This window comes from Azoarcus olearius, from assembly GCF_001682385.1.
Classification (GTDB): domain Bacteria; phylum Pseudomonadota; class Gammaproteobacteria; order Burkholderiales; family Rhodocyclaceae; genus Azoarcus; species Azoarcus olearius.
Genome location: NZ_CP016210.1, coordinates 1514431 through 1527518 on the forward strand (window position 1 = coordinate 1514431; position 13088 = coordinate 1527518).

The following is a 13088-nucleotide window of genomic DNA, read 5'->3' on the forward strand; positions in this document are numbered from 1 at the left end:
CGCCATGTCGCTTCCTCGCTTCGATCCCGCCGAGTACGAAACCCAGCTCGCCGCGAAAATCGCCCGCTTCAAGTCGGATTTCGCGCCGCTCGACCTGCCCGAACCGGAGGTTTTCCGCTCCGAACCGCTGCACTACCGGCTGCGGGCCGAATTCCGCATCTGGCACAGCGAGGGAAGGTTGGACTACGCGATGTTCGACCCCGCCGATCCCAAGCGGCCGGTGCTGATCGACGGTTTTCCGGCGGCGGCCGCTCCGATTGCCGCAGCCATGCCCGTCCTGCGCGAGCGCGTGATGGCGAGTGAGCCGCTGCGGCGCAAGCTTTTCCAGGTGGAGTTCCTCGCGACCCTGTCCGGCGAGCTGATGATCAGCCTCGTCTATCACCGTCCGCTGGAAGCGGACTGGGAAGCGGCGGCGCGCGAACTTGCTGCGGCGATGGGCGTGCAGCTCATCGGGCGCAGCCGCAAGCAGAAGATCGTGCTGGAGCGCGACTGGGTGCTGGAGTCGTTCGAACTCGACGGGCGCACGCTGCACTACCAGCAGATCGAGGGCAGCTTTTCGCAGCCCAACGGCGGCGTGAACCGCCAGATGCTGGCGTGGGCGCGCCGCCAGGCCGAGGGTTCTGGGGCGGACCTGCTCGAACTCTATTGCGGCAACGGCAACTTCACCGTGGCGCTGGCACCGCTGTTCGGCAAGGTGCTGGCGACCGAGATGAGCAAGTCGTCGGTCCGTGCCGCGCACTACAACCTCGACGCCAACGCGGTCGACAACGTCACCATGGTGCGCATGGCGAGCGAGGAAATCAGCGATGCGCTGGCCGGCGGCCGCGCCTACCGGCGCATGCAGGGCATCGACCTTGCCGGCTACCGTTTCGGCACCCTGTTCGTCGATCCGCCACGCAGCGGGCTGGATGAAGCCACCGTCGCGCTGGCGCGCCGGTTCGACCGCATCCTCTACATCTCCTGCAACCCGCAGACGCTGCACGACAACATCGCCGCGCTGCGCGATACGCACGGCATTGCCGCCGCTGCGGCGTTCGACCAGTTTCCCTATACCCATCACCTCGAGTGCGGCGTATTGCTGCAGAAGACTGCGGCCTGAGCAGCGCCGTCCCGACCACCGAACCGAGAATCCAATGAGCAGCCTGCCGAAGTGTCCGAAATGCAGTTCCGAATACACCTACGAGGATGGCGAAAACTACGTCTGCCCCGAATGCGCGCATGAGTGGCCGCAGGCTGCGGCGGCAGGCGTGGAAGAGGCGCGCGTGGTGCGCGACGCGAACGGCAACGTGCTGCAGGACGGCGACACCGTGGTGGTGATCAAGGACCTGAAGGTGAAGGGGGCGTCCTCGGTGGTGAAGGTGGGCACCAAGGTGAAGAACATCCGCCTGGTTGATGGCGACCACGACATCGACTGCAAGATCGACGGCTTCGGTGCGATGGGGCTGAAGTCGTCCTTCGTCAAGAAGGCCTGAGCGCGCACGCGGCGCTCAGCCTTCGCCTGCGCTGTCGAGCAGGCGCTCGCACTCTTCCATCAAGGACTTTGCGATGTCGGATTCGTACCGCGGGTCGAGCGCTTCCATCATCTCGTGCGCGATGTAGAGTCCGGCCTCGCGCGATACCGAACCTTGCACCTGGCGAGCCAGCGTGTCGCTCGCAGCCGAAAGTGCGCGGCGTACTTCCAGCGGCAGCTGGCGGCGCGAGCGTGCGAGCCATTCGGCTGCCAGCGTGGCGCCCTGTGCTTCGGTCAGCCACTGGCCGTGTTCGTAGAAGGTGGAGAGGCGCTCCGCCGCGAGGGCGAAGATCAGCGCCACCCGCAGGCCGCGTTCGCTGGTGCCGGCGGGAATCGGATCGTGTTGCATGGGACGCGCAGTGCGGAAGAAGGCTGCCAGTGTAGCGCGGCACCACCGCGGCGCAGGCTCAGTCCTGGCGCAGGCGGTCCAGCCGTAGCCGGTGGCGATCGTCGAACAGGCGCCGCGCCGCGGCACTGACCGCGACCATGGTGCCGAAGCCGGTGCCGGCTGCGATCAGGAACATCACCAGGATCTGGTATTTCACCGCTTCCACCGGCAGCGTGCCGGACAGGATCTGGCCGGTCATCATGCCGGGCAGGCTGACGACGCCAGCGGCCGCCATTGCGTTGATGATCGGGATGAGGCCGACCCGGATCGCGTCGCGGCGGCTGTCGGCAATCGCGGACTGCCAGTCCTCGCCCAGCGCCAGCCGGGTTTCCAGCATCGGTCGCTTCTGCACGGCATCCTGCGTCAGCCGGTCCAGGCCGAGTGAAATCCCGCTCATGGTGTTGCCGAGCACCATGCCGAGCAGCGGTATCGCGTATTGCGGTGCGTACCAGGGATGGTTGGAGATCACCGTCAGCAGCGCCAGCACGGTGACGCTGAACGAGGACACGAACATCGACAGCGTTCCCAGTCCGAAGCCCCACCAGCCGGCCAGGCGCCGCTTCTGCCGCGCCACCACCTCGCGCCCGGCGATCACGACCATGCCCAGCGCCATCAGCGCAACCCAGTAGAGATGCGCGTTCTCGAACAAGGCTTTCAGCACCAGGCCGATCAGCAGCAACTGCAGCGTCGTGCGCAGCGCCGCGATCAGCAGTTGCTTCTCCACCGCGAGCCGCATCCAGCGCGACACCGCGGCGAGCGCGATCACCAGCAGCGCGGCCAGCGCGAGGTCGAGCGGGCTGAGTTCGATCACGTTCATTGTTCCGCCTGCCCCCGGAGCTGGCCGCCGTCCAGCACGAACTGGCGGTGGGCGACGCGTGCCGCCTGCGCTTCGTCATGGCTCACCCACAGCACGGCACAGCCGCTGTCCGCCTGATAGTCGCGCAGCAGCGCTTCCACCCGGCGGGTGCTGTCGGCATCGAGGTTGCCGGTGGGTTCGTCCAGCAGCAGCACCGCGGGTTGCAGCATCAGCGTGCGCAGCAGCGCCAGCCGCTGGCGTTCGCCGGTGGAGCAGCGCGCCACCTCCCACTGCGCTGCGTCGGCCGCGAGGCCAAGCCGCTCAAGCCACTCCGGCCGCAGTCCGTGGGCAAAGTGTTCGCCCACCTGCGCCGCCCACCATTGGCTTTCCGCCATCACCAGCGCCACCTGGCGGCGCCACTGCGGAGCGGGCATCGCGCTGCAGGCGTGGTCGTCCAGAAACGCCTCGCCCTGGTGCGGATCGAGGTCGGCGATCGCGCGCAGCAGAACGGACTTGCCGCTACCCGACGCCCCGCGCAGGCAGACGCATTCGCCCGCGGCGATGTCGAGCGAAACAGGACCGACGTGGAGGCTGGCAAGCTGGTCGAGGCGGAGCGAGGGCATGGGGCAGGCTGGGCTGAGGACGGCGAATTGTAGTGGCAGCCGCGGCATGCAGGCTGCTGCGGCGCCTTACATTCGGCAACGCCGCGCGCCTTCACATATGGCGTTGGCAAACTATGCTTCGGGTTCCGAACAGAACCGAACGCGCGGCGAGTATCGGGTTCTGACCCGAACAGCCGGACGACAACGACAAGCAACGCCCACCGGTTCCATGGTGCGGAGGGTGCCGCGCGAGCGTGCGCGGCGCGGTCATGCCGCATTCCGGGGTTTCGTCAGAGGAGGAAGCGATGAAGTCGTATTCGCAGGCGTTTTACGCCGATCGTCACGCCAAGACCGTGCATTCGGCCCACACCATCCTGTCCATCGTCCTGCAGCGCATCCCGCAGGTGAGTTCGGCGGTGGATCTGGGCTGCGGGGTGGGCACCTGGCTGTCGGTGCTGCAGGAAAAGGGCGTGAAGGATGTGCAGGGGCTGGACGGCAACTGGGTGGACCAGAACCTGTTGGCGATACCGCGCGCGAGTTTCAAGCAGGTGGACCTCGCCAACGGCGACATCCGCCTGCCGCGCCGCTACGACCTGGCGATTTCGCTGGAGGTGGCGGAACACCTGCCGGAAACGCGGGCGCGGGATTTCGTCGCCTCGCTCACCGCGCTGTCGGATTTCGTGCTGTTCTCGGCCGCGGTGCCGTTCCAGGGCGGCATCAATCACGTGAATGAGCAGTGGCAGCACTACTGGGCAGCACTGTTTGCCGAGCGGGGCTATGCGGTGCACGACATCGTGCGCGCGCGCATCTGGGACGACAGCCTGATCCCGTTCTGGTATCGCCAGAACATCCTGTTGTACTCGCGCCATCATCACCTGCCGGGCGCCGCGGAGGCCGGGCCGGCGGTTGCGCTGCCTGCGCCGATGCCGCTGGACGTGGTGCACCCGGAACACTATCTGGCCAAGGCGCGCGCGCAGGACGGCGTGCGGCGCAGCTTCCGGGTGTTCGGGCGATCGGTACGTGACTACATGTGGAGCAAGCTCGGCCAGACGCACTGAGCGGCCACCGGTATTTCCGCCCGCGCGAAATCACCGCGCTGCGCTTGGTGCCGGAAAAACAGAAAGGCGCCCGAGGGCGCCTTTCCTGTTCCTGTTCAAGCGCGGCGGCATTGCTGGCGCCGCGCCTGGGTTTGACCGCGCTTACTGCGCCTGCTGGATGCCCGCCAGCTTCCAGCCTGCGCTGCCGTCGCGCGGCTTCACCAGGTGCCACACTTCGTGGATCTGCTCCGGCGCCGCGTCGCGGTCTTCGCGCAGCAGGCCGCGGAAGAGCACGCTGACGATGTAGCGCGAACCCTCTTCGACCACTTCCACCACCTCGGCGTCGATCTCCAGCACGTCGGTCTGCTGCGCCGACTGGCCGCGCGCCAGAATGTTGGTCTTCAACTCGGCGAACATCTCCGGCGTGGTGAATTCGCGCAGATCGTCGAGGTTGCCGGCATCGTGCGAAGCCTGCAGGCGGATGAAGTTCACCTTGGCCTGGCGGACGAAACCCTGCACGTCGAAGTCGGCGGGGATATTGCCGGCAACCGGCTCGGCCACCGCGGCAGCCGGAGCAGGGGTATTCCCGGCGCTCTGCGGCATCGCCACATCGTAGCTGCGAGCGGACGGCGCGCCGTGGCTGGCACCGGCGTACTGCATGCCGCCCTGGTGCTGGGCCGCGGCACGGCGGCGCATGATCAGGCCGACGACCACCAGCACGGCCATCACCAGCAGGCCGATCATCATCATCGAGGCGAGTTCTTCACCAAAACCGAGGTGCGAAGCCAGCGCGGCGAGGCCAAGACCCGCGGCCAGACCGGCGATCGGGCCCATCCACGAACGCTTGGGCTGCGCAGCCGGCGTGGCGGTGCCGGCAGGCGCCTTGGCGGCGGACGAAGCCGCAGGCGCGGTGGGCGCCTGAGCGGGCGGGGCGGAGGGCGTGGTTTGAGCGGGGCTCATCTGGCGCTGCATGCCGGACGAAGTGCCGCCGCCAAGACGCTTGGCCGCTTCGGCTTGCGGGGCATTCAGGGCCAAGCCAAGGGCGAGCACGGCCGCGAACAACGAAATTCCTTTCATGGAAGGCTCCTGGGGGAAAAGTACCCCAGCAGGGTAAACGCCCCGGAGAGAAAGAAAAATCAGGAACCAGAAGAGAGTTACTTCGATAAAACGGGATGATTGACGGTCGGTAATCGCGGGCGGACAGCGAGGGCGGCGCCTCCGGCATCAGGGGCGCCGCCGCGCGCCGTCAGTGGCGGGTGACCACCACCTCCAGATACTCCGCCGGGACCACCAGCGAATCGGCGCCGCCGACGTTGCGCGCCTCCAGCAACTGCTTCATGTCGGCATGCAGGCGCGCCTGTCCGTCCGCGTCCAGCGCCGCAAAGGCCTTGTGGGTGGGGCCGTAGTAATTGCGGAAGATGTCGATGAAGTGTTCCGCCGAGCGGTAGCGGAAGTTGAACATCCGATGCTCGCAGCGGATGGCAGCCGCCTGAGGGCCGAAGAGTTCCACCAGATAGGACTCCTCGCCCCAGCGCAGCGGCGAGCGCACCCCGGCCGGCGGCGGCACGTGGCCGCCGATCACGCGGAACAGATCGCCGAGAAAGCCGCCCGGCGTCCACGTGGCCAGGCCGATGCGGCCGCCGTGACGCACCACGCGCAGCAACTCGCCGGCCGTGCGCGGGTGGTCGGGCGTGAACATGCTGCCGAAGGTGGAGAGCGCCACGTCGAAGCAGCCGTCTTCAAACGGTAGCGCCTCGGCGTCCGCCACCTTGGTCTCCACGGCCAGGCCTTCCGCCTTGGCGCGCGCAGCGGCCTTGTCGAGCAGGTGCGGCACGTAGTCGATCGCGGTAACCGCCGTAAAGCGGCGCGCCGCGGCCAGCGTGGCATTGCCGTTGCCGGCCGCCACATCCAGCACCTGCTCCCCGGCGCGCAGGTCCACCGCCTCCGCCAGCGATTCGCCGACGATCTGCAGCGTGGTGCCGATCACGGCGAAATCGCCGCTGGCCCAGGTGGCCTGCTGGCGGCGCTTCACTGCCTCCAGATCCGGTGCGGGTTGAGTGGCAGCCGGGGCGCTGGCGCAGGCTTCGATGGGTGCGTTCATGGTGACTCTCCTCTCTCTGTACGGGTTGAATACCGGCCGGCGATATGTCCTGTTCCGGTGTGGCCATTCTTCCGTCCGGCCCGGTTCGATGCTTGACTGAGAGTCGGGAGGACTTGCCCGAGCGTCCGGAATTGCGGTCGGACGGCCGGGCGAGGGGAGCACGGCGATGAGCAAAGACACCTTGTCCGATCTGCTGCGCGCGGTACGGCTGCGCGGCGCGGTCTTCTACTACGTCAGCAACCGCGCGCAATGGGCGGCCGAGGCGCCGCCCGCGCGCGACATCGCCGCGGCCGTGATGCCGGGCGCCGAACACGTCATGGAATTCCACCTGATGGCGCGCGGCTGCGGCTGGGCCGCGGTGGATGGCCTGGCGCCGGTGCGGCTGGCGCCCGGCGACATCGTTGTCCTGCCGCACGGCGACGCCCATGTGATGTCCAGCGCGCCGGGCATCGCACCGCAGCGCATCTCGGCGGAATGGGTGTTCGCCACCCGCCAGGTGCCCAAGCCGATGCCGGTGGCCTTTCACCACGGCGTGCACGAACCCGGCGCCACCGGCCCGGTGGATGGGGCGGAAAGCGTGCTGGTGTGCGGCTTCCTCGGCTGCGACCTGAAGCCCTTCAACCCGCTGGTGGCAGCCTTGCCGCGCCTGCTGCACCTGCCCGCGGCGCGCGCCGGCGAATGGGTGGCGCACGTCATCGACCAAGCCGCGCGCGAATCCACCGAACAGCGCCCCGGCGCCGATGCGGTGCTCGAACGACTGGCGGAGATGATGTTTGTCGACACGGCGCGGCGCTACCTCGACAGTCTGCCCGACGACGCCACCGGCTGGCTCGCCGGCCTGCGGGACCGCTACGTCGGCCGCGCGCTGGCCCTGCTGCACGAACGGCCGGAGCAGGCCTGGACCATGGACGACCTCGGCCGCGAGGTCGGCCTGTCGCGCTCCGCGCTGCACGAACGCTTCCTGCAATACGTCGGCCAGCCGCCCATGCACTACCTCGCCAACTGGCGCATCCAGCTCGGCGCGCGCCTGCTGCGCGAAACCAACCGCACGGTTGCATCCATTGCCGTCGAGGTCGGCTACGAATCCGAGGCCGCCTTCTCGCGCGCCTTCAAGCGGCTAGTGGGGCAACCCCCCGCGGCCTGGCGCCGCACCGCGCTGACCGCCGCCTGACCGCGAAAGCTGGCGGGCGGGTAATGCCGACGTCGGCACCGCGCGACCATTCCGCGTCGTGACACAGGTCACGTGGGTGCCGCCTACATCCAAAGGTAATATGCCGTTCGATCATGTCGAACGGAAACCAAGCTCGCCGCCGCGTATGCTCACCCGCGCAGCGACAGCCCCGGCCAGCCGTTCGATTGAACCCTGAACATCGCACACGCCATGGCCAAATTCCTCAACACCAGCGCGACCAACTACTTCCTCGAAGAACTCATCAAGAACGCCAAGGATCGCCTGATCCTGATCAGCCCCTTCCTCAAGCTCAACGACCGGATGAAGGAACTGCTGGCCGACAAGAACCGGCTGAAGATCGACGTCCGCATCGTCTATGGCAAGAGCGAACTCCAGCCGGAAGAAATCAACTGGCTGAAGGAACTCACCTACATCCGCACCAGCTTCTGCAAGAACCTGCACGCCAAGTGCTACATGAACGAAGAGCTGGCCATCATCACCAGCCTCAACCTCTACGAATTCAGCCAGATCAACAACAACGAAATGGGCGTGCTGATCCGGCGCGAGGAAGACTGCGAGCTTTACCGCGAAACCTATGACGAAGCGCAGCGGATCATCCGGATCAGTGATGAGGTGCGGATTACGCTGGAGCGGGTGAGTGCTGATTCCAAGGGAGAGGACGAGGTTAGGGCGGAATCCGAGGACAGCGGCGACAGGAGCGGCAAGCTGACTACGTCCAAGCTGGCGCAGAAGTCGGAGATGAAGACGGCTGAGTTCCTGGAAAAGCTAGTTGCTGGGGGGTTATTGGAAACTCGGGGTGGGAAGCACTACCTGACGGCCAAGGGGAAGGAGGCCGGCGGGGAATTCAAGGTCAGTCCGCGGTTTGGGCCTTATTTTATTTGGCCTGAGACTTTGAATGTACTGCAGTAGCGGATTGATGGCCGGTCTTGAGTGGCCTCGGTTTGGGGGTAGCTGAAATATTTACGGCCAGAAGCGGTCTGTCACGCACGCCACAAAGTAGATGTCTGAATGGCTGCGGTGCTTTGAAACTTACCGCATGACCAACTCACACAACTCGGCCAAAGCAGTCAGTCGATATACCTATGGCTGGCGGATGCCTGCAAGTCATTAGCGATGATCTGTGACGCGGGATTTCGACCGAATTTAAGCTCGCCGGCACCCACAGGAAAGATCCATAGTATTTTATGAAGCCTGCTAATTTCTCTAATAACCAGCGTGTGTATGATGCTCTGGTTAATGGTGGCAAACTGCCCTCAAGTTGCCTTCTGTGCTTAGACGGTGAGTTGTGCGAACTCGGCCACATCATTCCAAAGTTTGTAATGCGTTGGCTGAAGTTGGCGAGCAAGAAGAGCAAATTTTATTTAAACAATACAAAAACGGAAGTGTCCGACACTCTTGCTCTGAGGATACTGTGCAAAGATTGTGAAGATTTTTTTGCCCTCTACGAGAAAATTTTTGTCGACAAGTTCTTCAAAAGATATTACAGAAAGCAAGAGCAAAATGGGCTTGACGAGGATGTTTATTATTTTGCGCTCTCGGTAGCTTGGCGAGTTATGGCTTCTACACCAATGATGCGAGGTGAAGATAGTGGTGATAGGTACTACAGAGCGCTGAGAGATGCTATCAGACCACATCTTATTGATCCGAAGACAAGCGTCGAGGTCGATGTTTATGTCTTCCTTGCCGACGATGTAGCTGCCAGCCTGCCCGCGAAAGATTTAAGGGAAAATTTACTTCATTTTTCGGTTCGGCAGGGAATTTTTGCTCAGACCTTGGAGTACGACGGGACTCCTTTTATTGCAACAGTAGCGCCGGTCCCTTTGGTTCACTTCAAATTAGGCGCCTACTACTTTATTGTTGCTTATCAGGGCCATCTGCATGGTTTGACATTTCATAAGGAAATAGAACCGTCGGAGTATGGAAAAATCCATTTGTTGAGATACTCGGAGGAGTTAGTCGGTTTTCTTCATCACATATCGAACGGTGATTTTTTAGAGGTGGTCGAATCAGCTATCCCGACGAATGGAAAATACAACAGAGTCCACTGGTCAAAATAATCATTAAGCATAAGCACTTTTTGCCCTAGGCTGGGTGGGTGTGGCTGAAATGACAGATAAGCACTTCTCTTTGCTGGCCGTCGCTACTATCGGCTCGAACGGCCATTCTAGCCGAGGAAGAGAGGTATGCCTTAGGTCATGAATGACCGCTGCACAATAATAGGAGAAGAGATGTTTGAGTCAATCGAACCGCTGGACGCATACAACAAAAATATTAACATTCTCATTGGCTCAGGAGCTTCAGCCGACTTGTTCCCGACATTGGGCTTGGCAATCAAGAATGCCAAGGAGGAGTGGGAAACCGTGGAGACGCTTGCCACGAGGTATGAGAACAATCCTGACAAGAAGACCGCTCTCTTCATGCACTACTACAACATGTGCATCCTGCCCGTGCAGACCTTCAACCCCGCAAATGTCACAACAATAAAAGGGAAAGCTAATCTTGAAAGCTACGAAGTTTTCTTGAAGACCTTGCTAGGCTTGCTTGACCGAAGAAAAGATCTGAACCGCAAAATTAATATTTTCACGACCAACTATGACGGATGCCTGGTTCATAGTGCCGACAACATCCTCATGAAGGGTTCGCATGATTTCGTGGTGAACGATGGAACATCAGGATTTCATCGCAAGCATCTTCATGCAAAGAACTTCAACACGTTCCAATGCCAGACCGGTATTTTTGAGCGGAGCAATTATGGAGTGCCTCAACTTAACATCATCCATCTGCATGGATCTGTGTATTGGTCAAAGAGTGGCGACAAGATTGAAGTCAAGTACAAAAACGAGTTCAAGAACATCATCCACACGAAGACACTTGCAAAGATTGGGAAATTCTCAGACTACATCACAACTGAGGGGGGAGTCTCTTCCAAAGTTCCCTCAGTTAGTTTCACATCCGCTCAGCGAAGAAACTTCTGGCGCGAGTACAACAAGCTTCCAATCGTCAACCCGACCAAGTGGAAGTTTCATGAGACGGTGTTTGAGGAGCACTACTACCAGATGCTCAGATTCTTGAGCTATGAGCTTGAGAAGCCAAACTCCATCCTCATCACCTTCGGGTTTTCGTTTGCCGATGAACACATCAGAAAGCTGGTCCAACGCTCACTGTCAAACCCACAGCTTCAGACTTTCATTTGCTGCTACAGCCAAAGCAGTGCTGAGAGCATGCGTGAGGAATTCAAACTTTGGAAAAACGTCACCATCATCGGTCCGCCTGAGGGCGAGAAGCTGGACTTCACCAACTTCAACAAGTACATCTTCTCTCTGAAGGCCGAAAAGTACGAGTCTCCTCAAGACAAGGACGGTCTATGAGCATCGTCGTTGGCGAAGTCATTGCAGTCTCAGGAATCCGCATCTCACTACGCATCTTTGAAGACTCCAGCCAGGAGACGATCTTCTATAACGGTGTGAAGTACAGGGGAGTGTCGCTCAGGGAGCACATCTCCATTCAGCGCGGCTTCATTGACATCGTCTGCCTGGTAGAGGGCGAGCACCTCGATGAGCGCCGCATGGACACTGATGCGGAGAAGACCCAGTACATCCGAAAAGTGGATGTGCGTCCCATCGGCTACATCGTGGATGACAAGTTCTTTGAGGGTGTGAAGTACATGCCCATGATCAGGGACAAGGCATCCCTACTCAGTGAGCGCATGGTCGGCAAGATCTACGGGACTGAGGGGACAACCAGCTTCTCCATTGGAGCTATGCTCAAGGAGAACGTGCCCATCAACCTGCCATGGACTCGCATCTTCAACAGCCACCTTGGAATCTTTGGTAACACGGGCAGTGGCAAGTCAAACACACTGGCGAAGCTCTACACCACACTTTTCGATGAGAAGCTGGCTGGCCTAAAAAGCAAAAGCCAGTTTGTCATTATTGACTTCAACGGCGAATATGTTGAAGACCAGATTCTTCCTGCTAAACAGAAGAAGATAACGATTCTGGATTCCAAAAAGGCAAAGCACAAATTCAAGATTGAAGCCTCGCATTTTTGGGATGCTGAAACTTTAAGTCTTCTATTTCAAGCCACGACCAACACACAGCAACCATTTCTGCGAAGAGTGCTGACAGGCAAAGAGCGGTTTAAAGATGTGCCACTTGAGCGCTATATTGAAAAGACTTTGCAGAGAGCCTTTAGTTCCGGCGAACCAAAACCAGATGCACTTGAACTTGCTAGGGAGATTGCCAGAATTATTGATTGCGAAGAGCTTCAAGACCATTTGAAGGGCATCACATACAACGGCAAGAGCAAATACTTCAGAGCCGCTGAAGGCCACTATTATGATTCCGACAGCGGTGGCTTTGTTGAGTTCATGAAGCCGCTATTGGATGAGCACGTTGATGTCGATGACTTGGATCAGTTCACAGAGCTGATTCTCAGATGCTATCTGCAGCTATGCTCAGATGTCGTCCTAGGTTATGCCCAGTATGAACACATCCAGCCTGTACTTTCCCGCGCCAAGTCCTCCATCACAGCTCTTCGCAACGTGCTTGAAATCGTAGATGAGCCACCTCCCACACATTTGTTGCAAGTCATCTCTTTGAAGAAGTGCAAGAACGAAATTAAGAAAATCTTGCCTCTGCTAATAGCCAAAAATTTCTACACGAGCCACAAGGACAATGAGAACCTAAAGAGCCCACCTACGAGGACATTGCACCTGATTATTGATGAGGCTCACAATATCCTCTCAGAGCAATCCACCCGCGAGCATGAAATCTGGAAAGACTACAGGCTTGAGCTGTTTGAGGAGATCATCAAGGAGGGGCGCAAGTACGGGGTCTACCTCACACTCTCCAGTCAGCGGCCTGCCGACATCTCGCCCACCATCGTTTCGCAGATCCACAACTTCTTCATCCACCGGCTGGTGAACGAACGCGACCTCATGCTGCTGGACAACACCATCAGCACCTTGGACTCCAGCTCCAAGGCTCTCATCCCAACCTTGGCCAAGGGCTGTTGTGTCGTCACGGGGACGGCCTTCGAACTGCCTATGATCTTGAAGATTGACCCACTGCTGAAAATGCACCGCCCGAGCAGTGACGATGTGAACCTTGAAGAGCTTTGGGCACTACCTGACGAGGAGCCATGGTGAAACACTGAATCGACTAGAGTTTTGTCGATGGTTTTTAGTTGGTTTTGCAGCCATCTGCTCTTCGCCATTGATAAGTCTTCCAAGAAAAAGCTTGAAGGCCAGCTAGCGAGTTGTGCCTATCGAACTTCCGCTTTGGGTCGGAGGCTGTCCTTGGGAATGCTATCAGCTGGCATCAGGCAGTTGCCGGGCATGAGCGGAGTTAGGAACGGCTGACTGCCGATAGTTATTGATCATAATTTTGCGTTTTTCCGTCGCCTCAGCCGTCACGTTTGACGGCAAGGGGGACCGTGCGTGTAGAAAGTGGAGGAATCGA

At 60.4% G+C, this 13088-nt stretch carries 13 protein-coding genes; 8 read left to right on the forward strand and 5 right to left on the reverse strand.

Features of this window, described 5'->3' with window-relative positions:
* The first annotated feature begins 4 nt into the window (after positions 1-4).
* Together trmA and dqs_RS07050 are read left to right on the forward strand one after the other, a co-directional pair.
* Complete coding sequence (gene trmA, locus dqs_RS07045) at positions 5-1099, forward strand: tRNA (uridine(54)-C5)-methyltransferase TrmA (protein ID WP_065340044.1); 1095 nt, start codon at positions 5-7, stop codon at positions 1097-1099.
* Between the two features lie 34 nt (positions 1100-1133).
* Positions 1134-1472, forward strand: a complete 339-nt coding sequence (locus dqs_RS07050) for a zinc ribbon domain-containing protein YjdM (RefSeq protein ID WP_065340045.1) — start codon at positions 1134-1136, stop codon at positions 1470-1472.
* Positions 1473-1487: 15 nt separating this feature from the next.
* On the opposite strand, the gene dqs_RS07055 is transcribed toward dqs_RS07050, so the two are convergent.
* The 3 genes from dqs_RS07055 to dqs_RS07065 are packed head-to-tail and all read right to left on the reverse strand — an operon-like array spanning position 1488 to position 3317.
* Positions 1488-1859 carry a hypothetical protein gene (locus dqs_RS07055; RefSeq protein WP_011765047.1) on the reverse strand — a complete coding sequence of 124 codons (372 nt, stop codon included), beginning with the start codon at positions 1857-1859 and terminating at the stop codon, positions 1488-1490.
* 58 nt (positions 1860-1917) lie between these two features.
* Positions 1918-2715: an ABC transporter permease gene (locus dqs_RS07060; RefSeq protein ID WP_065340046.1), complete on the reverse strand. Its 798-nt coding sequence runs from the start codon at positions 2713-2715 to the stop codon at positions 1918-1920.
* Positions 2712-3317: an ABC transporter ATP-binding protein gene (locus tag dqs_RS07065; RefSeq protein WP_065340047.1), complete on the reverse strand. Its 606-nt coding sequence runs from the start codon at positions 3315-3317 to the stop codon at positions 2712-2714. Before dqs_RS07065 ends, dqs_RS07060 begins: the two co-directional genes overlap by 4 nt.
* A gap of 284 nt (positions 3318-3601) precedes the next feature.
* Between dqs_RS07065 and dqs_RS07070 the strand changes: the two genes are divergently transcribed.
* Positions 3602-4354: a class I SAM-dependent methyltransferase gene (locus tag dqs_RS07070; RefSeq protein ID WP_065340048.1), complete on the forward strand. Its 753-nt coding sequence runs from the start codon at positions 3602-3604 to the stop codon at positions 4352-4354.
* A gap of 141 nt (positions 4355-4495) precedes the next feature.
* Here dqs_RS07070 and dqs_RS07075 read toward each other — a convergent pair whose 3' ends face one another.
* Together dqs_RS07075 and dqs_RS07080 are read right to left on the reverse strand one after the other, a co-directional pair.
* Positions 4496-5410: a Tim44 domain-containing protein gene (locus tag dqs_RS07075; protein WP_065340049.1), complete on the reverse strand. Its 915-nt coding sequence runs from the start codon at positions 5408-5410 to the stop codon at positions 4496-4498.
* A gap of 169 nt (positions 5411-5579) precedes the next feature.
* The gene (locus dqs_RS07080; RefSeq protein ID WP_011765052.1) at positions 5580-6434 is read right to left on the reverse strand and encodes a class I SAM-dependent methyltransferase; all 855 of its coding nucleotides are present in this window, start codon (positions 6432-6434) and stop codon (positions 5580-5582) included.
* A 166-nt stretch (positions 6435-6600) separates the two neighbouring features.
* On the opposite strand from dqs_RS07080, the gene dqs_RS07085 reads away from it, so the two are divergent.
* The 5 genes from dqs_RS07085 (at position 6601) to dqs_RS07100 (ending at position 12775) form a co-directional block, all read left to right on the forward strand.
* The gene (locus tag dqs_RS07085) at positions 6601-7605 is read left to right on the forward strand and encodes an AraC family transcriptional regulator (RefSeq protein ID WP_011765053.1); all 1005 of its coding nucleotides are present in this window, start codon (positions 6601-6603) and stop codon (positions 7603-7605) included.
* A gap of 210 nt (positions 7606-7815) precedes the next feature.
* Positions 7816-8535, forward strand: a complete 720-nt coding sequence (locus dqs_RS07090; protein ID WP_065340050.1) for a phospholipase D family protein — start codon at positions 7816-7818, stop codon at positions 8533-8535.
* Between the two features lie 275 nt (positions 8536-8810).
* Positions 8811-9683 carry a hypothetical protein gene (locus tag dqs_RS20700; protein WP_157108158.1) on the forward strand — a complete coding sequence of 291 codons (873 nt, stop codon included), beginning with the start codon at positions 8811-8813 and terminating at the stop codon, positions 9681-9683.
* Between the two features lie 171 nt (positions 9684-9854).
* Positions 9855-10994: an SIR2 family protein gene (locus tag dqs_RS07095; protein ID WP_065340051.1), complete on the forward strand. Its 1140-nt coding sequence runs from the start codon at positions 9855-9857 to the stop codon at positions 10992-10994.
* Positions 10991-12775, forward strand: coding sequence for an ATP-binding protein (locus dqs_RS07100; protein ID WP_065340052.1), 1785 nt, complete (start codon positions 10991-10993; stop codon positions 12773-12775). Before dqs_RS07095 ends, dqs_RS07100 begins: the two co-directional genes overlap by 4 nt.
* Positions 12776-13088 lie beyond the last annotated feature (313 nt).

What these genes read in the sequence shown, in the direction of transcription:
- dqs_RS07065 (WP_065340047.1), bottom strand. Translation starts at nt 3,317, where the DNA reads ATGCCCTCGCTCCGCCTCGACCAGCTTGCCAGCCTCCACGTCGGTCCT.
- dqs_RS07075 (WP_065340049.1), bottom strand. Translation starts at nt 5,410, where the DNA reads ATGAAAGGAATTTCGTTGTTCGCGGCCGTGCTCGCCCTTGGCTTGGCC.
- dqs_RS07095 (WP_065340051.1), top strand. Translation starts at nt 9,855, where the DNA reads ATGTTTGAGTCAATCGAACCGCTGGACGCATACAACAAAAATATTAAC.
- dqs_RS07055 (WP_011765047.1), bottom strand. Translation starts at nt 1,859, where the DNA reads ATGCAACACGATCCGATTCCCGCCGGCACCAGCGAACGCGGCCTGCGG.
- dqs_RS07090 (WP_065340050.1), top strand. Translation starts at nt 7,816, where the DNA reads ATGGCCAAATTCCTCAACACCAGCGCGACCAACTACTTCCTCGAAGAA.
- dqs_RS07050 (WP_065340045.1), top strand. Translation starts at nt 1,134, where the DNA reads ATGAGCAGCCTGCCGAAGTGTCCGAAATGCAGTTCCGAATACACCTAC.
- dqs_RS07070 (WP_065340048.1), top strand. Translation starts at nt 3,602, where the DNA reads ATGAAGTCGTATTCGCAGGCGTTTTACGCCGATCGTCACGCCAAGACC.
- trmA (WP_065340044.1), top strand. Translation starts at nt 5, where the DNA reads ATGTCGCTTCCTCGCTTCGATCCCGCCGAGTACGAAACCCAGCTCGCC.
- dqs_RS07100 (WP_065340052.1), top strand. Translation starts at nt 10,991, where the DNA reads ATGAGCATCGTCGTTGGCGAAGTCATTGCAGTCTCAGGAATCCGCATC.
- dqs_RS07085 (WP_011765053.1), top strand. Translation starts at nt 6,601, where the DNA reads ATGAGCAAAGACACCTTGTCCGATCTGCTGCGCGCGGTACGGCTGCGC.
- dqs_RS07080 (WP_011765052.1), bottom strand. Translation starts at nt 6,434, where the DNA reads ATGAACGCACCCATCGAAGCCTGCGCCAGCGCCCCGGCTGCCACTCAA.
- dqs_RS20700 (WP_157108158.1), top strand. Translation starts at nt 8,811, where the DNA reads ATGAAGCCTGCTAATTTCTCTAATAACCAGCGTGTGTATGATGCTCTG.
- dqs_RS07060 (WP_065340046.1), bottom strand. Translation starts at nt 2,715, where the DNA reads ATGAACGTGATCGAACTCAGCCCGCTCGACCTCGCGCTGGCCGCGCTG.